The following is a 25,434-nucleotide window of genomic DNA, read 5'->3' as shown; positions in this document are numbered from 1 at the left end:
TATAGCCAATCTGGACGATTTCGACCGGAAGATCATCGCGGCGCTGGTCGCGGATGGCCGGATGACCGTCACCGATCTGGCGCACGCTGTCGGCCTCTCCAAGACGCCTTGCCAGGTGCGGCTGCGCAAGCTGATTGATTGGGGCGTGATCCGTGGCTTCCAGGCGATCGTCGATCCGGCCAAGATGGGCCTCGACCATGTCGCGTTCGCGGAGGTGAAGCTGTCCGATACGCGCGAACAGGCGCTCAAGGAGTTCAACCTGGCGGTGCGCCGCATTCCCGAGGTGGAAGAGTGCCACATGATCGCGAGCAGCTTCGATTATCTGCTCAAGGTCAGAACGTCCGACATCCGCCGCTATCGCACCGTGCTCGGTGAGAAGATTTCGAGCCTGCCGCACGTCGCCAGCACCTCCACTTTCGTTGCGATGGAAACGGTCAAGGACAGCCGCGGCTGAGGCCGACGTCCGCGCGGGGATCGCATGGAAACCGAAAGAGGCTTTACATTTCGCCTCGGCGGGAGATAGTTTCTGCAAAATAAGAATGTGATTCTCGATATAAAGAGCAATATTCTCGGGAGGGGTCATGGAGCGCGAGCTTCTGATGACCGGCATCGGCGGCCAGGGGGTCCAATTGGCGACCCAGGTGCTGGCGCGTGCGCTGACGCTGGAAGGCCGCTATGTCATGTCGCTTGGCACCTATGCCGGCTCCATGCGCGGCGCCAATACCGACACGTCCCTGGTCTATGCGGATGCGCCGATCAGCACGCCGCCGATCGTCGCGCGCGCCTGGTCGGCGGTGGCGATGCATCACCGCTTCTGGGGTGACATGAAGTCGAAGCTCGCCGAGGGCGGGCTGCTCCTGGCCAATGCGCCGGTGGTGGAGAGAGACGGCGACGTCGATCGGTTCGACTATGTGGAGATTCCCGCCGTCGCCATTGCGACGGGGCTCGGCGCTGCGCTCGGCGCCGCGATGGTGATGATCGGCGCCTACGCCAGGATGACGAGCGCGGTTTCGATCGACAGCCTCCGGCAGGCCATGGCGCAATCGCTGCCGCCCTATCGCCAGAAGCATGTGGCCAGCAATATCGCGATGCTGGAGGCCGGCTATGCCCATGTCGCGCAGCCCCTGCATTCCGCCTGGGAGGCCGCCCGATGAGCGCCACGATCCTGACTCGCGGCACGGTCACGATCGACATCGCATTGTGCAAGGGCTGCGAGCTGTGCATCCCGGCCTGTCCGATCGACGTCCTCACCATGAGCGAAGCGCGCAACGATCGCGGCGAACATTATCCGGAACTTGCGCCGGGCTGCACCGGCTGCGGCGCCTGCTATTTCGTCTGTCCGGATTTCGTCTTCGGAATCTACGAATATGAGACGCCGAAGACCATTTCCGTTCCCGAGGGAGCCGCGTCATGAGCCGCGAATTCGTCGAAGGCGCCGAAGCCCTGGCGCGCGCCGCGATCGATGCGGGCTGCCGCTTCTTCGCCGGCTACCCGATGACGCCGTTCACCGAAGTGCTGGATCATATGGCCGAGAAGCTGCCGGCGGCGGGCGGCGTGTGCATCAATGCCGAGAGCGAGCTGGAAGCGGTCGGCATGGCCTGGGGCGCGCTCGCCACGGGCGCCCGCGCCGCCACCGGATCGGTCGGCCAGGGCCTGTCCCTGATGCAGGAGAGCTTTTCGGAGATCACGCGCGCCGAATTGCCGCTGGTCGTGTTCAACATGGCGCGCGGGCAATCGGACTATTTCCAGTCGACCCGCGGCGGCGGCCATGGCGACTATTATCACATCATATTATGCCCGATCGATATTCACGAAGCGATCGACCATGTCCATCTTGCCTTCGATCTGGCCGACCATTGGCGCAATCCGGTGCAGATCTATGGAGATTACCTGCTTGGACATACCTGGGAATCGGTCGATCTCTCGCCGCGTCCATCCGCGCCCCTGCCGCCGAAGCATTGGGCGCTGGACGGATCGCTGAACGGCACCGGCCGCGCCCGGAACATCAATTCGCTGGGCATGACCAAAGGCGCCAAGGGCATCGATCCGGAGAGCTTCTGGAACCGGCTGCAGGGCAAGTTCCGCCGGATCCAGTCGGCCGAGGCCCGGATCGAGACCGAGTTCACCGAGGATGCGCTCTATATCGCCGCCGCCTTCGGCACGGCCGCGAAGTTCGTGCGCCATGTCGTGCGGGAGATGCGGAGGGAAGGCTATCGGATCGGCTATGTCCGACCGATCACGCTGTGGCCGTTCCCGGCGGACGCCTTCAAGCAGGCCGCGCGCGGCGTGCGCGAGGTCGGCGTGTTCGAGCTGAACGGTGGCCAGATGATCGAGGATGTGCGGCTCAGCCTGCTCGGCGATGCGCCGGCGGTCTCGATCGGCGGGATCTCCTCGGATACGTCCGGCTTCGGCGTCGGATCGCTGCTGAACACCGCGCGCATCCGCGAGATCCTCGAGCGCAACTATGCGCGCGTCGCCGCCCGACGCGCGGCCTGACGTGCGAGGAGCAGAGACATGAGCGTCATCGACACGACCCGGCCGCCCTCCGAGCCCGCACGGCAGAAGTGGGATACCCGCCCGAAGCTGCTGATCGACGGCGACCATGATCTGTGCCCCGGCTGCGGAGAGCCGATCGCGCTGCGCTGCATGCTGGAGGTGATTGACGAAATGGGGCTTTCGCAGAGCGCCATCGGCGCAGTCGGCATAGGCTGCTACACCGCGCTGACCTCGCTGCTCGACACGGACATGGTGCAATGCCTGCACGGCCGTGCGCCGTCCGTCGCGACCGGCATCAAGCGGATGCGGCCGCAAAGCCTCGTCTATACGATGCAGGGCGACGGCGACATGGTGAACGAGGGGCTGCAGGAGATCATCCACTCCGCCGCCCGCGGCGAGAGCATCACCTGTCTTCTCCTCAACAATGGCGTGTTCGGCGAGACCGGCGGCCATATGACGGCGACGACGGTGATCGGCCAGCGCACCAAGAACACGCTGGAAGGCCGCGACGCCGCCTATCACGGCCATCCGATATCGATGACCGACCTGCTGACGCCCCTGGGCGGCGTCGGCTATGTGGCGCGCTCCACCGTCACGACGGCGAGGGACATCCAGCGCACCCGCCGCTATTTCCGCAAGGCGTTCGAGACGCAGGTCGCAGGCAAGGGCCTGTCCTTCGTCGAGGTGCTGACCATGTGCCCCACCGGCTGGTTCCTGCCGGTGCAGGAGGGGCCGTCCTATCTGAACGAGACGATGAGCCCGGTCTTCAGGATCGGCGAGTTCAAGGTCGACGGACAGATCTTCACCCCCGGCGCATAGGATAGCTGCATGGCAAGGCGCTCCGCTTCTCCCATCGATCCCGCCCCCCGGAGCGATGGCGCGCGCATGGCCGCGCAGCGCACGGTCGATCGCGTCCTGGCGCCGCGCTATGCCATCTATCTGGATGAGGTGAACCGCTTCATCGCCGCCTGCGTGAAGGTGATGACGCGCACCGGCGATTTCTCGCCGCGCGTCAAGGAGGTGATCGACGAAGCGGGCCTCTCCAACCAGGCCTTCTACCGGCACTTCGCCAGCAAGGAGGAATTGCTGCTGGCGGTGATCGATGCCGGCACGCGTGATCTGGATTCCTATCTGCGCCACCGCATGGCGTCCGTCGACACGCCCGTCGAGCGCATCCGCGCGTGGGTGAACGGCTTTGCTGCGCAGGCGATCAGCCCCGAGGCGGCCGCCGCGACGCGCCCCTTCATGATCCCGTCCGCGCGCCTGGCCGACCGCTTTCCCGACGCCGTGCGCGCCAATGGGGCGCTGCTGACCGCGAGCCTCGAGGAAGCGCTGGCCGACGCGTTCGCGGGCGGCGCGGTGCGCGGCGATATCGATCCGGTCGAGGATGCGCGCTTCATCTATGATCTGGCGAAGGAATGGCTGCAGCGCCAACTGACCGCGCCGCAGCTTCCCGCGCCCGAAGAGGCGCGGACAAGCGCCCGCCGATTGGAGGCCTTCGTCGTCGCCGCGATCGGAGGGCAATAAAAAGGAGAGGAGCATGTTCATGCCGGCGAAATTGAGCCCACGCGAAATGATCGGCACGAAACTTCTGATGGAAAATGACCGGGTACGCATCTGGGAGCTGGCGCTGCAGCCCGGCGAGCGCACCACGCTGCACGAGCATGAGCATGACTATGTCGTCGTGCAGGTCCATGGCGACCGCGTCGCCGTCGAGCCGCATCCGGATACGAAGAGCATCTACAAGCGCTATCAGGAGGAGCCGGTCATTCCCGGCCGGAGCATCTATGTCGAGAAAGGGGGCCTGGAGGTCGCCTATAACAGCGGCAATGCGCCCTATCTGGAGCTCATCGTCGAGCTGAAGGACTGAGCGCGGCGGACAATCGTCCCGCCCGGCGCGTGCGAGCCGCAACCCAGGCGGCCGAGATCCAGGGGAGCGAAGCCCGTGAAAATCGTCATAGCCTATCCGCAGGCGTGGGAAACGCGCCCGCCCGAAGACATTGCCCGCTACGACGCGGCGCTGCGGGCCCTCGTTCCCGATGCCGTGATCGTGATCGCCCCCTATGAGGAAAGCGAGCAGCTGCGCGTGCTGCGCGGGCGGCCGCCCTATGACGAGGCCCGGCGGCTGGCGCCGCAACTGACCGACGCGCAGCGCAGCGCTTTTGCCGACGCCGAGGTCATCCTGACCTTGAACCTGCCCTTCGACATGGATCGGTTGGCGCCGAAGCTGCGCTGGGTCCAATCGATCGGCGCCGGCGTCGCGCAGCTGCAATCCGCCGGCCTGGAGATCAACGGCGTCACTTTGACGAACGCCGCCGGCACCGCCTCCGTGCCGATCGCGGAGTTCGTTCTCGCCCGGCTGCTCGAGCAGTGGAAATTGCTGCCGCGCTACGCGGATATGCAGCGGCAACGGGACTGGACGCCCACCTATGGTCGCGATCTGGCCGGCAGCACGCTCGGCATCGTCGGCCATGGCGCGATCGGCGCCGCAGTCGCGGTGCGCGCGAAGGCGCTCGGCATGCGCGTGCTGGCGACGAAGCGGACGGTGACGCCCGGCCTGAAGGACGCGGCCGTGGATCGCTTCTTCGCGTTCGGCGATCTGACGGAATTGCTGGCGGAGGCCGACGCCGTCGTCCTGGCGGCACCGGAGTCGGCCGAGACCCTCCATCTGTTCGACGCACGTGCCTTCGCTGCGATGAAGGAAGGTGCCTTCTTCGTGAATGTCGCCCGCGGCTCGCTGGTCGACGAGGCCGCCCTGATCGATGCGCTTTCCAGCGGCCACCTTGCGGCGGCGGCCATCGACGTCGCCTCTATCGAGCCGCTGCCGGCGGACAATCCGCTCTGGACCGCGCCCGATATCCGCATATCGCCGCATAGTGCCGCGACGGTGGCGCGCTACTTCCACGCGGTGTGGGACCTCTTCCTCGACAACATGGGCCGCTATCGACGCAGCGAACCCTTACGTAACATTCAATCTTCGGCATATGTGGGCTAGACAATGTCCTTGACCGTCGACGAAATCATCAGCCGCAACGCGCGCTCCATTCCCGACCGCATCGCGGTGACGATGGAGGGGGCGGCGCTCAGCTATGGCGAGCTCGACGCGCTGGCGGACCGCATGGCGCATGCGCTGCGCGCCCAAGGGCTCGGCTATCGCCAGCGGGTGATCAGCTGGTCGGAGAATCATCTGCTGCTGCTGCCTTTGTTCCTGGCCACGGCAAAGCTGGGCGCCGTGTTCGCGCCGATCAATGCGCGGCTGTCGCTCGACGAGGCGGCGAAGCTGGTGGAGCTGGCGGATCCGGTGCTGATCGTCACCGACGGTCCGCGCTTCGCGATGGGCACCGAGATCGCACGGCGCGCCGGCGTGCCGATCCTGACGCTGGACGATGCTCCGCCTGGGGCCAGCCTGCCCGCTTTGGCGCGCGCGGCGCCCGGCGGTCCGGTGAAGGAGCCGCGCCTGGACGAGCGGGACGGCCAGGTCCTGTTCTTCACCAGCGGCAGCACGGGATCGCCGAAGGGAGTCATGCTCTCCCATCGCACCAATTATCTGCGCAGCTGGCAGGGGCATTATATCGACGAGCCTCTGCGCATGGTGTGCATGTTCCCGCTCTTCCACATGGGCGCCTTCACCCTGGCGCTGCAGGCGTGGCAGACGCAGGGCGAGATCACCTTCGTGCGCAGCCCCAGTGCCCGGGCGCTGCTCGACGAGGTGCAGGCGCGGCGCGCCAACCATCTTTACTGCATCCCGGCAGTGTGGAACCGCATCCTTGCCGAAGACCTCTCGCAATGGGACTTGTCGAGCCTGGCGATCGTCGACACGGGAACCTCGGCGACGCCCCCCGAGCTGATCCGGGCACTGAAGACCCGGTTTCCGGACAGTCGCGTGCGCGTCTTCTACGGATCGACCGAGGCGGGCTTCGTCGCGGGCCTGTTCGACGTCGATGTCCTGCGCAAGCCGGGCAGCGTCGGGCGACCGGGCGTGGGCGTCGAGGTCCGCCTGTCCGACAGCGGCGAAATCTGCGTCCGCACCCATCCGATGTTCGACGGCTATTTCCGCAATTCGGACGCGACCGGCCAGGCGCTGCGCGACGGCTGGTATCATTCCGGCGATCGCGGCGCCTTCGACGACGAAGGCTATCTCTACGTCACCGGACGCCTCAAGGAGATCATCCGCAGCGGCGGCGAAACCATATCGCCCGTCGAGGTGGAAAGCGCGCTTGCCGATCATCCGGCGCTGCGCGAGATCGCCGTCGTCGGCATCCCCGATCCGCAATGGGGCGAGGTCGTCTGTGCGGTCGTCATCGTGAAGGACGGCGCGCAACTGACCCTGGACGATCTACGCGCGCACGCCGAAGCCAGGCTGGCCCCCTACAAGGTCCCACGCCGGCTGGAGTTCGTGGACTCCATCCCACGCACCGCCGCGACCAACCAGATCCAGCGCGCGCTCTTGATCGAGGCGATGCAATTGAGACGCTGACCGATCCTGCTGCCAGTGAAACGATGCGTTTTTCATGACCAGGAGGGTGGCGCCGCTCCGGAAGGCAAGGCGCGACATTCAGACGGCGACACGCCGAATCTGCGACGGAAGGCTCGCGCGAAATGGCTGCTGTCGCTGAACCCGGCAGCGAAGGCGACCTGGCTCACCGAACCATGATCGGCACCGCCGTCGAACAGATAGCGATAGGCCTGATCGAGCCGGACGTCGTTGATCCAGCGGCCGGGCGTCGTACCGAGCGTTGCGAAGAGCCGGTACAGGCTTCGGCGTGACATGCCGAAGGTGCGGGCGAGCATGTCGGCGTCGATCTGCGAATTGCCAGGATCACGCGCGACCCACTCGCGCATCTTCTCGATCTGGCGGCGGCTGCGTGCATCGCAATGCACCGCCGAATGGGCACCGTGCAGAGCCTCCTCCAGCAGCGTGAGAATGGCCGAGCGGATCGCGCGCGCTTCGCCCGGATCGCTGCAATCGTCCCGCACCACGCTCTTTATTGTCCGCAACAATATCCGGCAGATGCTGCGCGTCGAGGAGAGATGCACGCCAAACAGGAATTCGGGCCGAGCCCGCAACCCGAGGAAGGAAGCGCGGGACATGCTGACCGTGAAGGCGTGCGCCTTGTCGAACACGTCGATGCTGCAGGCCTCCTTGGAATCCAGGAGTGCCATGTCGCCGCTGCGAAGCGCGACCTTGCGGCCATAATGTTCGAGGGTAAGCTCCCCATCGAGAAGGGCCAGGATGAAACCGGAATTTTGCCATTGATTGCCAAGGGATGGCCGAATGCTGCGCACGGCGGCGGCGTGGATTTCGAACCCTTCGAGCGCGGCGGACATGATCGGCCTCACCGCGCCGAATGCGCGCTCGGCCTCGTCGCGCGAGGTCGGCTCCGTCTCGAAAGCCCCATAGGCCGCGCGAAGCGATTGTTGGAACGCTTCCGCATTGGTTGAACATGACAACGTCACGCCAGCTCGCCCATCGATCACATTTCCCCGAAAAATGCGCTCTTTCGGCACATCATGCTAGATTGATCACTGTCATTTTCAAGTAGCTTGAGGAAGGCGCTATAACCGACTTTGGCACGCAGAGGCCGAAATCTGACAAGATTGGACGCGCGCCGTCAGGGCCACCACCGCCATGATGGCGGAGGCATCGGCACCCTGCGGTGCGCCGTCTTCACAACCATGCCTGGCAAGAGCGGGCAATCCGCCGCCACGAATCCAAATGGGGGCAATATGAGACTATCCGATGCGGCGCTGCTCGGCGCCGGAATGATGATGCTGGCAACCTCCGCCCACGCCGAGGCCGATGTGGGGCCCGTGCCGGGGGAAATCGTGGTCACCGCGCAGAAGCGCGCCCAGTCGCTGCTCGACGTGGGCATTACCATCACTGCGATCGGCAGCGACGACCTGCGGCGGCTGCAGGCGACGGACGTCGGCACGCTGGCCAATCAGATCCCGAGCGTCGTCGCCACGACCAGCTCGAACTTGCCCGCCTTCACGGTACGCGGCGTAGGCCTCAACGAATTTGCATCAAACTTCGATTCGCCCGTCGCGATCCACATCGACGAAGTCTATCGTTCCAAGCCCTATATGGCCAGCATGCCCTTCTACGATATCGCTCGTGTGGAAGCATTGAAGGGGCCGCAGGGTACGTTGTTCGGTCGCAACACTACAGGCGGATCGGTCAATTATTATACCAACGATCCCAGCTTTACGCATGAAGCAGCGATGAACATGCAAATCGACAATTATGGCAGGGCGCGGGTCGAAGGTTATGCCAATACCACCCTATCCCCGGATCTTGCCATCCGCGGATCCTATTTCGTCGCGCAAGGCACGGGCGGACCCTATCACAATTTGCTGACAGGGGAGCGTTTCGGTGCGCCGAACCAGATTGCCGGCCGACTGCAGGTGAAATGGAGACATGCCGGCACCGTCATCCGCCTCCTCGGCTACGGTTTCCGCGACAAGAGCGATCTCACGCCTTACAAGAGTCCGGGGCTTTACAATGCCGACGGCAGCTTCTGTTCCAATGTCTTCAACGGCGGCCTGCTCGACCATCCCGAAGCATGTCTGAAGTTCGGTGCCACCAATCCGGGGACCGATCCGCTCGGCCAGCGCGAGCCCCGGAGCATCCGCGATTTCGCGGCGGACAATCCTTGGCGCGCGAACAACCGCGCTTATGGCGCCTATGCCCGCATCGAACAGGAACTCGGCCCGGTGACCCTGACGTCGATCACGTCCTTCGATACGTTCACCAGGGACCAGACCGAGGATTCGGACGACTCCGTCTACGTCACCGCCAATGGCAATCTCTACAGCCATATCAACCAGTTGACGCAAGAATTGCGCGCAACCGGACATTTCGGCCGCTTCCGCATGCTGCTCGGCGGCTTTTACGAGCATGATTCGATACAGACCAACGAAAGCAACAACCTGTCGGCAAATCCGCTCGTCGGCCTCCCGCCCTTCGCGCCGCGGCTGGCCTCCGCATTCCATCAGACCGTCCGTTCGCTCGCCGTGTTCACCAACAACGAATATCAGCTCACCGACCAGCTCACCCTGATCGGCGGCGTACGCTACACCAGCGATCGTACCGCAGTGGACGGATCGACCTTCCTCGGTGCAAACGATCCGCAGGGCAAGAATCACGCGATTACGCCTGTCATTCCCGTCGATGCGATCGACTCGCACCGTACCGACGGTACCACCTCCTTCCGCGCCGCGATCAACTGGAAACCTTCCCGCGACCAGCTTTTCTACGCGTCGGTTTCCCGCGGCTTCCGCAGCGGCGGCTACAGTGTTCCATTTGGCGGAACCATCACCACTTTCGCCCCCGAAAAGCTCACGGCCTATGAAATCGGTTCGAAATCGCGGCTACTCGACCGCAAGCTGGATCTCAACGCCTCGTTGTTCTTCTATGATTACAAGGACATCCAGATCACGGTGAATGATCCGCTATCGCCGTTGGTCGCAATTACGCGCAATGTCGGCGGCTCGCGCACCTATGGCGCGGAGACCGAGCTGACCTGGCGGCCAGACCCCACCACCACGGTTCGACTCGGCGGCACCTATCTCGACGCCAAGTTCCGCAATACGGATGCGGTGATCCAGACCTATAACGGCCTGATCCCGCTGGACGGCAAGCGCCCGATCAACGCGCCGAAATGGTCGGCCCAGGGCTTCATCCAGAAGAGCTTCCCGATCAGCGACGATCTGTCGATCATCGCCAATACCGATTTGCGCTATGTCGGACGGCGCTTCCTGCAGCCGACCAACCAATCCTTCGACACCGCGCCCGCTTATTGGCTTCAGAATGCCCGGCTCGCGCTGGCCAGCGAAAAGGGCCGCTGGGAGGTCGCCGTGTGGGGCCGGAACATCTTCAACAAGAATTACCTTACCTACATCAACAATGTGAGCTTCTTCCGTATCGAGATCTACGGCGAGCCTGTGTCCTACGGCCTGTCCGCCTCATTCAAATTCTGATCTTCCCCGTCCGCCGGCGGGCGGACGGCCAGTTCCCAAGGGTTTTGCGATGACGACCGGATTCTATTCCGACGAACGGACTTTCTGGCACAGCGTGGGTCTTCAGGCGCTCTTTCTGCCGGTTGGCGGATGGGTGCAGCCGCCATCGGGCGCCGCCGGTGCCGACACGCCCGATTCCAAGCGGCGCCTGCTCTCCCTGGTGCAGGCGAGCGGCCTTATCGCCAAACTTCGCTCGCGCAGCGCCGAGCCGGTTTCCGAAGAGGACATGATGCGTGTCCACAGCCGGCGCTATATCGAAGAATTCCGTGCGGTCAGCACCGCCGGCGGCGGCGATATCGGCGATCATGCGCCATTCAGCCGGGGCGGCTACGAGATAGCACGCATATCGGCAGGCTTGGCCAAGGCCGCGATCGACGACGTACTGACGGGCACCGTGGACAATGCCTATGCATTGTGCCGGCCCGCAGGCCATCATTGCCTGCCCGACCGCTCCATGGGATTCTGCCTGCTTTGCAACATCCCGATCGCTGTGGAGGCGGCCCGCGCACGCCACGGCGTCGGTCGGGTCGCCATCGTCGACTGGGACGTTCACCACGGCAACGGTACCCAGGCGATCTATTACGGCCGCAGCGACACGCTCACTATCTCGATTCACCAGGAAAACTGCTTCCCGCCTGGATATGGCGGAGCCGACGATCGCGGCGAAGGCGACGGCTTCGGCCACAATCTGAACATTCCCCTGCCGCCCGGGGCCGGCGACGAGGCCTATCGCTATGCACTGGACAAGATCGTCGCGCCCGCGCTCGAACGCTTCCGGCCCGAGCTCATCGTCATCGCCAGCGGTCTCGATGCCGGCGCAGCCGATCCGATGGCGCGGATGCTTGCCCACAGCGAGACGTTCCGCGCCCTGACCCAGCGCATGGTCGAGATCGCCGCAACGCTGTGCGGCGGACGCCTGGCGGTAATTCACGAGGGCGGTTATTCCGAGGCGCTGGTTCCATTTCTGGGCCACGCGATCATCGAGGCGCTGAGCGGTTGTCGCACCGAGGTGGTCGATCCCTCGCTAGACATCTGCGTGGCTCAGCAGCCGGGCGAGGCCATGCGCGCTTTCCTGCGCGAGACCATCGACCGGCTCGCCGCGGCGGCCGGCTGAAGCCGCCCGCGGGGACGACGCCATGAACATGCGCGGGAACACCGTTGGTTCCAATCCGGGAAGCGCGGCCAATTCGTCCCACGGCAGCAGATCGGGTGGATCGCCACAAGCGGTTCGCAAGGCGGGTGAAGTGTCCGCAGAGGAAATGATGATCGCTCCATTCAAATTGCTACGCGTCCTGTCCGGTTTCGCCTTGCTGGCGACCACCCAGGCGGCTCCGGCGCAGGATGTCGGATCCGGTGCGGTCGTCTTCAAACGCTGCGCTATCTGCCATTCGGTGACATCGGGTGGCACGTCCATTGGCCCCAATCTTTTCGAAATCGTCGGCCGCAAGGCAGGAAGCTATCCCAAATACTTCTATTCGAAGGTGATGGCGGCCTCGACGCTGATCTGGGACAAGCCGACTCTCGACAAATATCTGGCGAAGCCGCAGGAAATGGTGCCCGGCAACAAGATGGCATTTGTCGGACTGTCCAATCCCAAGGACCGGCAAGACGTGATCGCCTATCTTGCCACGCTGAAGAAGTGACGAAGGGGAGGCCGACCGTGCCGATATCCGCCCGACTTGCCGCCCTGCTGCTCGGCACTGCATTGGCTGCCGCGCCCCTGGCGGCGCAGCTTCAGCCCGAAGAACTCAGCCGTGTCGAGCTGAAGGACCAGTTCCAGCCCCATTGGGTCTGGGTCAATGACGTCTCCTTCACGCGCATGGCGGACGGGCGGGCCTATCTGCTCGATGCGGACAGCGGTCAGTTTCTCGGGATGGTGAGCGGCGGGCTCGCGCACGGATCGTTGCTCCTCGCGCCGGACGGCAAATCGGTCGCGGTTCCGGCCACCTTCTATTCGCGGGGCTCGCGGGGCGAACGCACCGACGTCGTCACCTTCTACGACGCCAAGACATTGGCGCCGGGCGAGGAAGTGGTCATCCCGCCCAAGCGCTTCCAGTCCCTGCCGTTTCTCAGCGCGATGCCACTAACCGACGACGGCCGCTTCGCGCTCATCTACAATTTCACCCCCGAACAGTCGGTCACGGTGGTGGACGTCGCGCAGCACAAGCTTGTCGGCGAATATCCGACCGCCGGCTGCGGTCTCGTCTATCCGACGGGCGATCGCAGCTTCTTCATGCAGTGCGCCGACGGATCGCTCCAGGGTGCCGCCATCGGCGAAGGGGGTGCCGTGACACTGGGCAGCGGATCGCCCAAGCTCTTCGAAGACAAGGATCCCGCGACCGAAAAGCCGGTGCGGGTGAGTGCCCGCCAGTGGCTCTTCTTCACCTTCTCCAGCCAGGCCGTGCTCGTCGATGCGTCGGGCAAGGCGCCGGCGGCAAAGGCCCGTTGGTCGCTGCTCGGCCCGGACGATGCGGGGTGGCGGCTGGGCGGCTTGCAACCGGCCGCCTACCATGCGCCATCCGGCCGTCTCTATGTGCTGATGCACCAGGGCGGCCCGAGCACGCACAAGGATCCGGGAACGGAAATCTGGGTGTTCGATGTCACCGCGCGCAAACGGATCGCCCGCTATCGCCTGGATCGCCCAGCAACCTCGGTGGCGATCAGCGGCGATCCCCACCCGTTGCTCTACACCATATTGTTCGGCGCGCGCGATCTCGCCATCCTCGACCCCGACACGGGCAGGAAACTGCGCGCCGTCGACGGTCTCGGCGATGAGATGACGGTGATCCAGCCCAGCCCCGTCGCGCAGGGAAAACGCTGAATGGACCCGCTGCTTTCGGCCATAGCGCGACTGTTCGTCGGCGGCCTGTTCGTCGCGGCCGGCCTGCACAAGCTCGCCCGTCCGACCGCCTTTCGCAATGCGCTGCAGGGACATCGCGTGCTTCCCTCCGCGCTGACGGTACCGGCTATGGCGCTGGTGCCGGCAATCGAGCTGGTCGCCGGTCTCTCTTCTGCGCTCATTCTGCTGCCGGCAAGCCGGATCGGCGCGATCGCCTGCGCGGCGCTCCTCCTCGCCTATGCCGGGCTGATCGGTTTCAATCTGGTCCGCGGCAACCGCCATGTCGACTGCGGCTGCCTGGGCTTTGGCCAGGCGCGCCGGGAGCTTGGGCCGGCAATGGTGGTGCGCAACATGGCCATCGCCGCCTTCGCGCTGATCGGCGCCCTGCCTGAAACTTCCCGCGCATTGGCCTGGCTCGACGGCTTCAGCATCGCCGCCGGGCTCGCCATGCTGGCGCTGCTCTATGCGGCGTCCGATCTCGCCATCACTCTCACGCTGCGGACAAAGGCATCATGATCACGGCGCTCGTCACCACCTCGATCCTCCTATGGATCGTCGTCATCGTCCAGGCGATCATTCTCGTCGCCTTGCTCCGACAGGTCGGGCTGCTACACGAACGGCTCGGTCCGGTGGGTGCACTGACGCTACCCGGCGGTCCGCAGACAGGCGAGGCTTCACCGCGTTTCGATCTCGAAGCGATCGACGGACGTAGGGTACGGATCGGCGGCGCGGCGGACGGGCGGACGACGCTGCTCTTCTTCCTTTCTCCGACTTGCCCGATCTGCAAATCGCTGCTTCCGGTGATCAAGTCGATTGCGCGCGAAGAGGGTGACGCGCTGCGCGTCATCCTCGCCAGCGACGGCGATGTCCGTGCGCAACAGGCGATGGTCGAGCGCGAGAAGCTGGAAGCCTTTCCGCTCGTCTTGTCGACACCACTGGGTCTCGCTTTCCAGGTTTCGAAGCTGCCCCACGCCGTGCTGATCGACGAGAACAACCAGGTCGCCGCCAAAGGGCTGGTGAACAATCGCGAGCATCTCGAAAGCCTGTTCGAAGCACGAGCCCGCGGGGTGGCCTCACTTCAAGATTTCAGGATGCGCAACCCGGGCCTCAGGATCGCGCACTGATGCAGGACGGGGGAGGACGGCAATGACCCGCTTTGATCGCATTGCGGAGAAAATGGCGCGGCGCGCGGCGCGTTCCATGTCGCGGCGCAGCTTTTTCGGGCGGCTCGGCAGCTTTGCCACCGTAGCGACAATTACCCCGCTATTGCCTGTGGCGCGCGCGGCAGCGGAACGCGCACCGAACAAGCCGCAGGACGGCGAGACGGGGGATCCACAGTCCTGCGACTATTGGCGCTATTGCGCGATCGACGGCTTTCTCTGTTCCTGCTGCGGCGGTTCGGCCTCATCCTGTCCGCCGGGAACGGAGCCGTCGCCGATCACCTGGGTCGGCACCTGCCGAAATCCCGTGGACGGCAGGAACTATATCATCTCCTACAATGACTGCTGCGGCAAAAGCGCGTGCGGGCGTTGCGAATGCTCGCGCAACGAAGACGACACGCCCGTCTATCAGCCGTCGACGTCCAACGACATCAACTGGTGCCTCGGCACTCAATCCGGCGTCGTCTATAACTGTTCGACCTCGGTGGTGCTCGGCGCAGCGGACTGAGCATGTATCGCAAGGCCATCAAGCTGGGCGTCGGCCTGGCCCCGATCGGCCTCTCGGTCCTGCTCTCAGCGGCGGCGCCGGACATGCCTCCGGCGCGCTCGCCGCGGGTGAACTATGCACTCAATTGCCAGGGCTGCCATCTGCCCGACGGCAGCGGCATGCCCGGCAAGGTGCCTAACATGCGGGGCCGTCTCGCGGATTTCCTTCGCGTCGAAGGCGGCCGTGAATATATCGTGCAAGTACCGGGAGCGGCCAATTCCAAGCTGAGCGATGCCGACACGGCCCGCCTGATGAACTGGCTTGTGCAGGAAATGGGACCATCCCTGCCCGCCGATTTCCGTCCCTATTCCACCCGCGAGGTCGCCGACCTGCGCGCGCATTGGCTGCGCAACCCCGCCGACATCCGCACACGCCTGATCGCCCGGATCGACGCCCTGCCGAAGACGCCTTGAACGCCTTCACCGCGCCTGATCAGGCCGCTGCCGCCCCGATGTCGAACCGAACCAACAGATTCTGGTAACGGACGCCCCCCCCTCAACTCGTCATCGTGTCGAAGTAGGTCATTCCGGAGTTGGCGAGCAGCGATCCGCCATCCACGGCGAGCACGGCGCCGTTCACGAACGAGGCCTGCGGCGACAGCAGCCATATGATTGCCTCCGCCGCTTCCATCGCGGAACCGGCGCGGCGCTGGGGAACATGCTCGCTGACCTTGCGGTAGGCCGCGTCGAGATCGTCGCCGATCGGCAGCATGCGCATTTCCTCATCGCCCATTTCAGTCCGGATCCAGCCTGGCGCGACGACATTGGCGCGCAACTCGTAACGCGAATATTCGTAAGCGACGCTCTGCAGGAAATGGCTGACACCCGCCTTCGCCGCCGAATAGGCGCTGAGGCCGGGGCCGGTCTGGACGGCCCCCACGGAGCTTACTCCGACGATCGCCCCCCTGGTCGCCAGCAGATGCGGCAGCGCCGCCTGCGTAAGGACGAATGGCGCGGTGAGATTGACCATCAGCTGCGCATTCCAATCGTCGATGCTCATCTCGGCCACCGACGCCGAAACCAAGATGCCGGCGTTGAGCACCAAACCGTCGAGCCGACCGAACCGACCGACCACGTCGGCGATCAGCGCCCGGCACGCATCGAGATCGCTGATATCGGTGCGGATCGGATGTGCGCCCGTTCGCTCCGCGATCGCGACGAGCGAGTCCATCCGGCGCCCGCAGATCACGACGTCGTGCGTCGGAGCCAATCGCTCGGCCACGGCGGCGCCGATCCCGCTTCCGCCGCCCGTTACCAGAATGACCGGCCGCGCAGTCCCGGCGCCGGATCCGGACTTCTGCTCCGTCATTGCTCATCCTTTCTCGCTGCGTCGTGGCTGATGCGACATCAGCACAATATGGCGACACATACCAGCATTAAATCCGGACTATAGTCGAGTTTTCATTTGACAGACGCGGGCTCCGTCCGGAAGAATATTGCATCGCAACGCCGCGCCAGGGGGAAGACGCGCAGATGCTCGACCGACGTTACGCAGCCGAGATTTTTCCCCTGATCATGGGCACGTTCATCGCGATGCTGCCCATGGAAGCGACCCCGTTCGTGATCGGGGGCCTCGTCCAGGCGGGACTGAGCACGGAGCAGGCGGGCTGGGTGGGCACGACATCCATCTTCGCGGTGGCGCTGGTATCGATGTTCACGCCGCCGCTGATCTCGCGGCTGCCATTCCGCACGACCATGATCGCCTTCGGATTGGTGACCATCCTCGCTTACGCGATGCTTGGTGCGACGACATCCTTCACGCTGCTGTTGCTCATTGGGACGCTGGCGGGGGCGGGATCGGGGGGCTTGCTCGCCGGCATGGCGATGCGCGTGGCGCGCACGGCGGATCCCGACAGGTCCTACGGCTATATCTATGCGAGCACCGGCGTCGGCTTCGCCCTGCTGCTGCTGGTCCTCCCGATCGTCGGCTCGCGCTTTGGCCATGCTGCGATGTTCGTCCTGATCGCCGCGGTCGGCGGGCTGATCCTTCCCCTGCTGTGCCGTCTGCCGGTCGACCACGTCGCGCAGGAGGAGACTGGCGCGACCGATGGCGGAATATGCTGGCCTTTCGTCGCGATCGTCGTGCTGGTGATGACCGTCGCCTTTCCGATCTACGGCGGAACTTATGGTTTCGCCGAACGCAAGGCCGTCGAAATAGGCTTATCGGCACGGCAGGCGGGGCAAGTGCTCGCGGGCGCCACCATGCTGACCATCGTCGGATCTGCCATCGTCGCCTTCATCGGAACCCGCTGGGGACGGCTCATGCCGACGGTCGTGGTGATGCTGATCGCGACACTGGCCTATTATCTGGTGCTCGGCGCCCGGTCGCCGGCGGGTTACGCAGCGGGCATGCTGCTGTTCGGCCTGATGCAGCTTGCGCTCAACTCCTATTTCTTCGGCCTTGCCTCCGCGCTCGACCGTGCCGGTGGCGTCGCCGCGACGCTCCAGGGCTTTTCGTTGATTCCCTATGCGCTAGGGTCCGGCCTGTTCGGCAGCCTGACCGGCGGCGGCTCGCTTCACATGCTGGCCTTGCCAGCGGCCGGCCTCAATCTGGCGGGGCTGTTGATCCTGCTGCCCGTGCTGGTGGCACTCGATCGGAATATGAGGCGGCGCCGGCCCGAATGATCCGGCTATATCGGATCATGCGCGCCGATGCAGGATCTTGGGAATGTAGAGCGAGAGATAAGCGGAGGCCATCTTGATCGCCTCATCGACCATATGATCGGTCAAAACGCCCTCTTCGAGCAAGGAAAGGCCAAACATCAGGTCGACCGCCTCGATCGCGCGATAGAATATCCGCGAGCGGTCCGGAATTTCGGGCAGGACGAACTGCCGATCGATCTGGCCCTCGATCGCCTGGCTGTGCTCGAGATCCACCTGACGGCTCGAACGCTTGATGTCCGGCGGTGTCTTCGGACCGAACATGAGCTGCTGGGCGGAGCGATGCGCCCGAAAATAATCGGCGGCGCGATGGATCAGGGCAGCGAGCACGCTTTCCCAATCCGCCGCTGGTGACACCTCTTCGAGGAAGACGGCATGCAGCTCACGATCCTCGATCGCGGCGAGCTCCGCATAGAGCGCGTGGATGTCGGCATAGAAATGGTAGGTCGAGCTTTTCGGGATGCCGGCATGCGCCGCCACCACCGAAAGCGTCAGCTCATCGATCTCATGCGTCTGGAGCAGCAGACGGGCCGCCTCGAGCAGCTGCTCGCGACGCGCACGTCCGCGCGCCTGGGTAATTCCGCGGCGACCCTTCAACATCACGCCTCGCTTCGTCGGTCCCGTTTCGAACGGCCTCACGGCTTCCTATCGCCTGATTCGGCCAAGGGAAAGCGGCCCGCTCAGTCGTTGAAAACACAAGCCGATATCTTTCAACAGGTTACACGTCGATCCAGTGACCCGAGATAATCTCTGGCCAGACGGCATGTGCGGGCGACGAGCATCGGCCCGAGTTCCTGTGCGGTCTCAGTTTCCGGACGCGTCTGCACCCAACCGAGATACGTCGTGCCGCGCAGAAACAGGAACAGGTCCAGCAGCGCGGCATGTGTCTCGTCAAGCGCCCTCTGCGATCGATAGCCTTGCAGCAGCGCAGCGCGCAGCATGGGATAGTTGGGCTCGTCGACGTTAAAATAAAGCGCGGTCGCAAGCTCGAACAAATGCCAGCCATAGCCCGAATCATCGAAATCGATCAGCATCAGCCGTTCGCCGTGACGGAGCAGATTTTCCGGCACGAGATCGGCATGGATAAGCCCGTAACGGTCTTCGCCACGACCGAAGCGACGCAGATCCCGGCGCGCGCATTCGGCGGCGTGCTCCAGCAGCATCCGCTCCGCAGGAGCGAGTTGCGGCAATTCCCAGAAGCGGCCCCAGAAAGGCTCGTTCCCTAACAGCCCGTCCTCATCCCAGGCGTGCCGAACGAAGCCCGATGGCGCGTCCCATATTGCGCTATGATCGTGAATTCGCGCAGCCAAATAGCCGGCATCGAAGAAGAGCCGTTCGGATTCGGCCCCCGACAGCACCAATCCTTCCTCCGCCGAACCGATCGGCGTTCCCGGCAGCCAGCCAAGCATGTCGATCTGGCGCGGCTCGGGCACGCCGCCATCGGCCTCGATGACAAAGGTTTCGCCCTCCCGCGCCGGCACGATCGCGGGAACGGATATGCCATGATCGGCAAGCGCCGCCATCCAGGCGAGCTCCGAAGCGAGTGCCGCATCGCTGTGATAGCCATGACGGTGGATACGCAGAGCAACACGCACGCCATCGTCGCGATATGCAGAAAACACCGCATTTTCGCGATATTTCACGAGGTTGACGTCGCGAAACTGTCCGTGCCAGCGATCGAGTGCCTTGAGCGCGAGCCCACGCAGCCGGTCCGCCTGCGCGTCGGGAGCAAGCGCATAGAAGGAATTGGCCATCATATGCCTCACAGCGTTCCCAATGCATCGTCGAGCGTGGCGAGCAGCAGATCGGCATGTTCGACGGTGAAGATCAGCGGCGGACGCATCTTCAGGATGTTGTCGGACTTGCCGATACGGCTCATCAGCACGCCGCGCTCCCGCATGCGGTTGATGAGCAGCTTCGTCTGGGCGGTCGCCGGCGTCTTGCTCGCGCGGTCCTCGACGAGCTCGAGCCCGAAGAACAGGCCGCGCCCCCGCACGTCGCCGATGATCTCGTGGCGCGCGGCGAGCCGTTCGAGGCCGGCGCGAATATAGCCACCCACTTCACGCGCATTTCGGCGCAGATTGTCGCGCTCGACGATATCGAGCGTCGCAAGTCCCGCCGCCGCCGAGACCGGATTACCGCCGAAGGTGTTGAAATAGGTGGCCGCCTTTCCGAACGCGTCGACCAGGTCGCGGTCCGCGATCACGCCGCCGACCGGGTGGCCATTCGCCATCGGCTTGCCCAAGGTCACCAGATCCGGCACGACGCCATGATCCTGGTAGCTCCACATGCTCGTGCCCGTCCGGCCGAAGCCGCCTTGCACCTCGTCCGCGATGAACAGGCCGCCGGCCGCCCGCACCCGCTCGACCGCCTTGGCGAGATAGCCCGGCACGAGCGCCGGCAGGCCCTCGCTCGAAAAGACCGAATCGAACAGCAATGCCGCCAGCTTGATGCCGTCGGCCTCCAGCGACTGGATCGCGTCGCTCACCTTATCTGCGAACTGCTCCGCCAGCTGTTCCAGGCTTTGTCCGGGCGCCGCGCGGTAAGGATCGGGAATCGAAACCGCACGCGCATGCCGTCCGAAGCGTTCGGGAACGGAAAAGGCGGTGGTCAGCTCCGCCAGCACCATCGAATTCCCGTGATAGTTGAAGTCGCTGACGATGATGCCGGTACCGCCCGTACGATAACGGGCGAGACGCAGCGCGAGCTCGTTCGACTCCGTCCCGGTGCAGGTGAACATCGCGGCCGATAGCTGCGGCTCGAACTGCGCGGTCAGCCGCTCCGCGTAGCGCACGACATTCTCGTGCAGATAACGGGTATGAATGTTGAGCGTGGCGGCCTGCGCGGCGATAGCCTCTACGACCTCGCGCCGGCAATGGCCGACATTGGGGACATTGTTGTAAACGTCCAGATAGCGCCGCCCATCCGCATCCTCCAGCCACACGCCTTCGCCGCGCACGATGTGGAGCGGCCGATCATAGAAAAGAGGTGCGTTGCGGCCGAGCACGGAGATGCGGCGCTCGAGAAGCTCGGTATCGTTCATTGCACCAGACCTTTCAGAGACTTTGTGCGGTAGCCGCCGGCAGCGCGCTCATGAACTCGACTATAGTCCAGTTTAACGTCGGTCAAGCCCTGCTACGACAAGCCGCGGCCGATCGTGTAGCCTTCGATAGGTAAGCGAAGCGCTCTATGGTATCGCTGGTGCACAACGCCTCGGGCCAGCCCGGCCCCTGCATCGGAAGTGACAATGCGCTCGCGAGATCCCGACAGCCAGGTCGATCCCGTCGCCACCCCATCGCTGAGCTTCCTGCTGGGATTCGGCTCGATGGCGCCGATCGTGTGCGCGGGCATCGGTGCGCTCGGATGGCATGATCCGTTGCGCGCGGTGGCCATCGTAGGCGGAACGACATGGGCTTCCGCCGTCCTCATCTTCATTGCCGGTGTGCGACGGGGCTATGGCTTTGCACGGACCGCGCAACCGAGCTGGCTGACGCTGGCCGGCACGATCCTCATGTTCCTGAGCGGATTTCTGGCGATGCCGATCTTCCTGCTGTCGGCGCTCGCGGGGGTGGCCCTGCTCATGCTGGGATATGCGGCATCCGCACTGCTCGATCCGGTGGCTGCGATCGGCGGCGAGGCGCCGCGCCATTTCGTTCGGCTGCGGCCGCTTCAGATGATCGTCGGGCTGATCGGCCTCGGCCTGATCGAGATCGCCATCTTCCACGCCGTCTGAACCCCGGTCCGATCGGCGAGGCATATGCGCCGGCGGCGCCGGTAGACGCCGACTTCGGACGCGCTAAGATCCATCGGCATTGCGACTTGGGGGCGCGCCTGATGAACCCGTTGACGTTGTTCGAGCTCGTGATCGCGATGCTGCTGGCGATCATCGCCTTGCATTATGTCGCGCACAGGTTGGCGCTGCCGCCCGCCGCCGCCCTTCTCGGCGGTGGTGCGTTGCTGGCCTTCCTGCCCGGCCTTCCGGTGATCTCGCTCGATCCGGAGCTCGTGCTGGTGATCTTCCTGCCGCCGCTGCTGATGGACGGGGCCTGGTTCATCGCGCTCAGGCATCTGCGTCGGCACATGATCGGCATCGCATCGCTCGCCGTCGGCGCGGTGATCTTCACGACCATCGTCGTCGCTCTGGTGGCGCACGCTCTGCTGCCGGCGCTGCCCTGGGCCGCCTGTGCCGCGCTGGGCGCTATCGTCTCGCCCCCCGATGCGATATCGGCTCGCGCCGTGCTGCAGCGCGTGAGATTGCCGCGCCGGCTTTCGATCCTGCTCGAAGGGGAGAGCCTGTTCAACGACGCGAGCGGCCTGGTTCTCTTCCGCTTTGCGATCGCCGCCGGCGTGACTGGCACGTTCAGCGCCGTAGACGCGCTGCAGAGCTTCGTCGTGCTGGCGCTCGGCGGCGCCCTGGTGGGGATGGCGATCGGAGGCGCGTGGGCGCTTCTCGTGCGGCGCCTCGGCGATGAATATCTGATGATCGCGGCGGCCTGCCTCGCCCCTTGGACATCCTATCTGCTCGCAGAGATGCTCCACGTTTCCGGGGTGATTGCGACGGTGACCACCGGCCTGATCTGTGGATGGTACCAGCATGTCGTCTTTTCGGCTGCGGTGCGCATGCGCGGCACATCCTTCTGGACGGTGATGATCTTCCTCATGGAAGCATCCGTCTTCATGCTGATCGGATCCTCGCTGCGCGGCGTGGTCGAGCGCGTCGGCGGGTTTGGCGTGGTCGTCGACGAGATGGCGATTCCGGTCCTCCTCATCCTGCTGGCGCTCACGCTGTCGCGCTTCGTCTGGATCTTCGGTTCGGATCTGCTGATCAGGCTCGTCCGATCAGCCGGAATACGCCGATACGCGCCTCTCGGGGCGCGATCGGCCACCGTGCTGAGCTGGGCGGGCATGCGCGGCGTCGTTACGCTGGCCGTGGCGCTCAGCGTGCCCGACGAATTCCCGGGGCGCGACTTCATGCTGGTGACGGCCTTCGGCGTGATCCTGGGCACGGTGCTCCTGCAAGGCATGACGTTGGGACGACTGATCCGCTGGGCGGACCTGCGCGACCCGGAAACCGACGTCGCCCGGCTCGCCATGAGCGAAGCGGAAGCGCAGATGGCCGAGACTCAGGTACGACTGATCGAGAGCAGGGCTTATGACGAGCAGGGTAATCTGGTGCATCCCCGCCTCCTCGAGCGTTACCAGCGCAAGGCCGCGATGTCTGCGCGCTATGCAGGGCAAGAGGATCAGTTCGCGCCTCTGCTCCATGCCCACTTCGATCTTATCCTGGAGGCCATAGCGGCCGGACGCAGCGAATTGATCAGACTGCATCGCGCCGGCGACATCGACGAGCATACGTTTCAGGAGCTCGAGCGCGATCTGGACCTCGAAGAACTGAGTGCCCTCTCCGCCAAGTCATGATGCTGGACGGATTGCGCTGACCACGGACGCTTTTTCCACTCACCCTTGCGAGTGCCTTCCTCTCCGTGAAAATATCCTCCTCATACTCTTTCAAGCGGGTCGCGCGGACGCCCATCGCAAGCGCCTGGAGACTGGCTGTATCGTCTGGCAATGGGCGGTTCCTTCCCAAAGGTCCGCAACCAAAAACAGTTGAATGGCGGCCTTCTCGCCTTCATCCAGAGCAGAAGGCGGCGGCGATCCGCTTAGCCACGCCGCCGCATCGAAAGGAGCGCGTCCGTGAGCATTTCGACAATGGCTAGCCTTGGCACCCGGGAACATCAGATGTTCCCGGTGTTGAGCACCGCCCAGATCGAGACCGCCAAACGGTTCGCCAGCGGTCCCGAACGCATTTTCCAGCCCGGCGAGGAGGTGTACGCGATCGGTGATCGCGACGCCTTCTCCTGGCTGGTGCTGGATGGCGCGATCGAGGTGTTTCGGCGCGACGGTCTCGACCAGGAAGCGCGGATCACGATCCATGGCGTCGGCCAGTTCAGCGGCGAGGTGAACCAGCTTGCCGGTCGCGGATCGATCGCTGCGGGCCGGGCCGGGCCCGAAGGCTGCACCGCCGTGCCGCTGGACCCGCCTCATCTGCGCGCCCTGATGATCGGTTCCGCCGAGCTGGGCGAGATCGTGATGCGGGCACTGATCCTTCGCCGCGTCGGGCTGATAGCCGAGGGTGGTGCCGGCACGGTGCTCATCGGCGATCCCAACGGCGCAGACCTCCTCCGCCTGCAAGGCTTTCTCACGCGCAGCGGCTACCCCAATCTGGTGCTCGACGGGGCCACGGACTCGCATGGCCGAGCCTTTCTCGAACGCATGGCGGTGCGGCCGGAAGAATTGCCGCTCGTGGTCTGTCCGAACGGCGCGCTGCTGAAGCGGCCGAGCGAGGCGGAGCTTGCCGCCTGCATCGGCATCACACCCGAGATCGGCCGGGACGCGCGCTACGACGTCGTGGTGGTCGGCGCCGGCCCCGCCGGCCTAGCCGCCGCCGTCTATGGCGCCTCCGAAGGCCTGTCGGTCATCGTGCTCGACGGGCGCGCAATGGGTGGACAGGCCGGTGCGTCGGCCAGGATCGAAAATTATCTCGGCTTTCCTACCGGGATTTCCGGCCAGGCGCTCGCAGGCCGCGCATTCAACCAGGCGATCAAGTTCGGGGCGGAAATCGCCATACCGATCGAGGTGGAGCGGCTCGATTGCACGGACGGTCGATTGGCGCTCGAACTCTCTGGCGGCAGACGGATCGAGGCACGGGCGGTAGTGATCGCGTCGGGCGCCGAATATCGCCGGCCCGACATCGCCGATCTCGCCGCATTCGAAGGATCGGGGATTTCCTATTGGGCTTCGCCGATCGAAGCGAAGCTGTGTGCAGGCGAGGAGGTGGCGCTGGTCGGCGGCGGCAACTCAGCCGGCCAGGCGATCGTCTTCCTGGCACCGCAGGTCCGCAAACTCCATGTCTTCGTCCGCCGCCCACTGGCCGAGACCATGTCCCGCTATCTGATCGATCGCATTGCCGCCCTGCCCAATGTCGAGATCCATGTCGGTACGGAGCTCGAGGGGGTAGAAGGCGGCCATCCGGACGGCCTTTCCGCCATCACCGTCCGTACCCGCGCCGACGGCACGATCCATCGATACGCGATCTGCCATCTCTTCCTGTTCATCGGCGCGAAGCCGCATTCATCCTGGCTCAGGGCCTGTATCGACACTGACGAGAAGGGATTTGTTCTAACCGGCGCATCCGCGCTGCCGCTCGAGACCAACATAGCCGGCGTCTTCGCCATCGGCGACGTGCGCGCCGGATCTACCAAGCGGGTCGCTGCTGCCGTCGGTGAAGGAGCTGCCGCGATCGCCCAGATTCACAGCGCCCTGGCAAGCCGGGAAATGGAGAAAAATGTGCAGTGATCGCGATTTTCTCCAGCGTTCAGGGCCTCCTGACGCTCAGGCGCTTAGAGTCTTTTTTGGACTGCGCCTTCGGCGCATGTGCGGCACCGCCAATCCGAAGCGAAACAAGACGCCGATGATAATAAGCAGGATCATTGCAATGCGTATTGCTCGAAGAAGAACTCCATCTTCCTGGATAAGACGACATTCGATCGTCTGCCTGCTTTCGCCCCTGTCTCCCTAGTCCTATCAACGATGGGCACATATGAAAGGTTTGGACCGATCATCTGCAGGCAGAATTGACATGATCGCATGGATAACTCCGCAAGATAACCATGGTCGGTGAACAGAAGTTTCGGCGTTCTGCGTAACGGCATT

At 64.5% G+C, this 25,434-nt stretch carries 26 protein-coding genes; 21 read left to right on the top strand and 5 right to left on the bottom strand.

What is annotated here, in order from left to right; translation table 11 throughout:
* Position 1: 1 nt before the first annotated feature.
* From GQY20_RS15625 to GQY20_RS15585, 9 genes are all read left to right on the top strand, one after another.
* A complete protein-coding gene (locus tag GQY20_RS15625) occupies positions 2-454 on the top strand; it encodes an Lrp/AsnC family transcriptional regulator (RefSeq protein ID WP_269769762.1) in 453 nt (150 codons plus the stop codon).
* Positions 455-581: 127 nt separating this feature from the next.
* Entirely contained in the window at positions 582-1,154 is a 573-nt protein-coding gene (locus GQY20_RS15620) for a 2-oxoacid:acceptor oxidoreductase family protein (protein ID WP_157218041.1), read from the top strand.
* Positions 1,151-1,414, top strand: a complete 264-nt coding sequence (locus tag GQY20_RS15615) for a 4Fe-4S dicluster domain-containing protein (RefSeq protein WP_157218040.1) — start codon at positions 1,151-1,153, stop codon at positions 1,412-1,414. The genes GQY20_RS15620 and GQY20_RS15615 overlap by 4 nt, the downstream gene beginning before the upstream one ends.
* Positions 1,411-2,496 carry a hypothetical protein gene (locus tag GQY20_RS15610; protein ID WP_157218039.1) on the top strand — a complete coding sequence of 362 codons (1,086 nt, stop codon included), beginning with the start codon at positions 1,411-1,413 and terminating at the stop codon, positions 2,494-2,496. Before GQY20_RS15615 ends, GQY20_RS15610 begins: the two co-directional genes overlap by 4 nt.
* Before the next feature lie 18 nt (positions 2,497-2,514).
* Positions 2,515-3,315, top strand: coding sequence for a thiamine pyrophosphate-dependent enzyme (locus GQY20_RS15605; RefSeq protein WP_157218038.1), 801 nt, complete (start codon positions 2,515-2,517; stop codon positions 3,313-3,315).
* Positions 3,316-3,324: 9 nt separating this feature from the next.
* Positions 3,325-4,023, top strand: a complete 699-nt coding sequence (locus GQY20_RS15600; protein ID WP_157218037.1) for a TetR/AcrR family transcriptional regulator — start codon at positions 3,325-3,327, stop codon at positions 4,021-4,023.
* Positions 4,024-4,042: 19 nt separating this feature from the next.
* Positions 4,043-4,366: a cupin domain-containing protein gene (locus GQY20_RS15595; RefSeq protein ID WP_157218036.1), complete on the top strand. Its 324-nt coding sequence runs from the start codon at positions 4,043-4,045 to the stop codon at positions 4,364-4,366.
* A 75-nt stretch (positions 4,367-4,441) separates the two neighbouring features.
* Positions 4,442-5,491 carry a D-2-hydroxyacid dehydrogenase gene (locus GQY20_RS15590; RefSeq protein ID WP_157218035.1) on the top strand — a complete coding sequence of 350 codons (1,050 nt, stop codon included), beginning with the start codon at positions 4,442-4,444 and terminating at the stop codon, positions 5,489-5,491.
* A gap of 9 nt (positions 5,492-5,500) precedes the next feature.
* Entirely contained in the window at positions 5,501-6,973 is a 1,473-nt protein-coding gene (locus GQY20_RS15585) for a class I adenylate-forming enzyme family protein (protein WP_198350994.1), read from the top strand.
* Positions 6,974-7,005: 32 nt separating this feature from the next.
* Here GQY20_RS15585 and GQY20_RS15580 read toward each other — a convergent pair whose 3' ends face one another.
* A complete protein-coding gene (locus GQY20_RS15580; RefSeq protein WP_198350993.1) occupies positions 7,006-7,953 on the bottom strand; it encodes a helix-turn-helix domain-containing protein in 948 nt (315 codons plus the stop codon).
* 270 nt (positions 7,954-8,223) lie between these two features.
* Here GQY20_RS15580 and GQY20_RS15575 point away from each other — a divergent pair, with 270 nt between their 5' ends.
* The 8 genes from GQY20_RS15575 to GQY20_RS15540 all read left to right on the top strand — a co-directional run bounded on the left by GQY20_RS15575 (position 8,224) and on the right by GQY20_RS15540 (position 15,474).
* The gene (locus GQY20_RS15575; RefSeq protein WP_232476070.1) at positions 8,224-10,476 is read left to right on the top strand and encodes a TonB-dependent receptor; all 2,253 of its coding nucleotides are present in this window, start codon (positions 8,224-8,226) and stop codon (positions 10,474-10,476) included.
* A gap of 49 nt (positions 10,477-10,525) precedes the next feature.
* Complete coding sequence (locus GQY20_RS15570) at positions 10,526-11,629, top strand: class II histone deacetylase (RefSeq protein WP_157218032.1); 1,104 nt, start codon at positions 10,526-10,528, stop codon at positions 11,627-11,629.
* Between the two features lie 148 nt (positions 11,630-11,777).
* Complete coding sequence (locus GQY20_RS15565) at positions 11,778-12,158, top strand: c-type cytochrome (RefSeq protein ID WP_157218269.1); 381 nt, start codon at positions 11,778-11,780, stop codon at positions 12,156-12,158.
* 17 nt (positions 12,159-12,175) lie between these two features.
* Positions 12,176-13,336, top strand: coding sequence for an amine dehydrogenase large subunit (locus tag GQY20_RS15560; protein WP_157218031.1), 1,161 nt, complete (start codon positions 12,176-12,178; stop codon positions 13,334-13,336).
* Positions 13,337-13,870, top strand: coding sequence for a MauE/DoxX family redox-associated membrane protein (locus GQY20_RS15555; protein WP_157218030.1), 534 nt, complete (start codon positions 13,337-13,339; stop codon positions 13,868-13,870).
* Positions 13,867-14,478 (top strand): methylamine dehydrogenase accessory protein MauD, encoded by a 612-nt coding sequence (gene mauD, locus GQY20_RS15550; RefSeq protein WP_157218029.1) that lies wholly within the window; start codon positions 13,867-13,869, stop codon positions 14,476-14,478. The genes GQY20_RS15555 and mauD overlap by 4 nt, the downstream gene beginning before the upstream one ends.
* Positions 14,479-14,500: 22 nt before the next feature.
* Positions 14,501-15,022: a methylamine dehydrogenase light chain gene (locus GQY20_RS15545; protein ID WP_157218028.1), complete on the top strand. Its 522-nt coding sequence runs from the start codon at positions 14,501-14,503 to the stop codon at positions 15,020-15,022.
* A gap of 2 nt (positions 15,023-15,024) precedes the next feature.
* A complete protein-coding gene (locus GQY20_RS15540; RefSeq protein WP_157218027.1) occupies positions 15,025-15,474 on the top strand; it encodes a c-type cytochrome in 450 nt (149 codons plus the stop codon).
* Positions 15,475-15,556: 82 nt separating this feature from the next.
* On the opposite strand, the gene GQY20_RS15535 is transcribed toward GQY20_RS15540, so the two are convergent.
* Positions 15,557-16,369, bottom strand: a complete 813-nt coding sequence (locus tag GQY20_RS15535) for an SDR family NAD(P)-dependent oxidoreductase (protein ID WP_157218026.1) — start codon at positions 16,367-16,369, stop codon at positions 15,557-15,559.
* Positions 16,370-16,533: 164 nt separating this feature from the next.
* Here GQY20_RS15535 and GQY20_RS15530 point away from each other — a divergent pair, with 164 nt between their 5' ends.
* Positions 16,534-17,685 (top strand): MFS transporter, encoded by a 1,152-nt coding sequence (locus GQY20_RS15530; RefSeq protein WP_157218025.1) that lies wholly within the window; start codon positions 16,534-16,536, stop codon positions 17,683-17,685.
* 15 nt (positions 17,686-17,700) lie between these two features.
* Here GQY20_RS15530 and GQY20_RS15525 read toward each other — a convergent pair whose 3' ends face one another.
* From GQY20_RS15525 to GQY20_RS15515, 3 genes are all read right to left on the bottom strand, one after another.
* Positions 17,701-18,321, bottom strand: coding sequence for a TetR/AcrR family transcriptional regulator (locus tag GQY20_RS15525; RefSeq protein ID WP_157218024.1), 621 nt, complete (start codon positions 18,319-18,321; stop codon positions 17,701-17,703).
* Between the two features lie 110 nt (positions 18,322-18,431).
* Entirely contained in the window at positions 18,432-19,475 is a 1,044-nt protein-coding gene (locus GQY20_RS15520; protein ID WP_232476069.1) for a phosphotransferase enzyme family protein, read from the bottom strand.
* Between the two features lie 8 nt (positions 19,476-19,483).
* Positions 19,484-20,764 carry an aspartate aminotransferase family protein gene (locus GQY20_RS15515; RefSeq protein ID WP_157218022.1) on the bottom strand — a complete coding sequence of 427 codons (1,281 nt, stop codon included), beginning with the start codon at positions 20,762-20,764 and terminating at the stop codon, positions 19,484-19,486.
* Between the two features lie 204 nt (positions 20,765-20,968).
* Here GQY20_RS15515 and GQY20_RS15510 point away from each other — a divergent pair, with 204 nt between their 5' ends.
* The 3 genes from GQY20_RS15510 (at position 20,969) to GQY20_RS15500 (ending at position 25,077) form a co-directional block, all read left to right on the top strand.
* The gene (locus GQY20_RS15510) at positions 20,969-21,454 is read left to right on the top strand and encodes a DUF3429 domain-containing protein (protein ID WP_157218021.1); all 486 of its coding nucleotides are present in this window, start codon (positions 20,969-20,971) and stop codon (positions 21,452-21,454) included.
* 101 nt (positions 21,455-21,555) lie between these two features.
* Positions 21,556-23,139: a Na+/H+ antiporter gene (locus tag GQY20_RS15505; RefSeq protein ID WP_157218020.1), complete on the top strand. Its 1,584-nt coding sequence runs from the start codon at positions 21,556-21,558 to the stop codon at positions 23,137-23,139.
* Positions 23,140-23,430: 291 nt separating this feature from the next.
* A complete protein-coding gene (locus GQY20_RS15500; RefSeq protein WP_157218268.1) occupies positions 23,431-25,077 on the top strand; it encodes an FAD-dependent oxidoreductase in 1,647 nt (548 codons plus the stop codon).
* The last annotated feature ends 357 nt before the right edge of the window (positions 25,078-25,434 follow it).

It is taken from the genome of Flavisphingomonas formosensis, assembly GCF_009755815.1.
In the GTDB taxonomy this organism is placed as follows: Bacteria; Pseudomonadota; Alphaproteobacteria; order Sphingomonadales; family Sphingomonadaceae; genus Flavisphingomonas; species Flavisphingomonas formosensis.
This window is presented reverse-complemented; position numbering and strand designations above follow the sequence as displayed.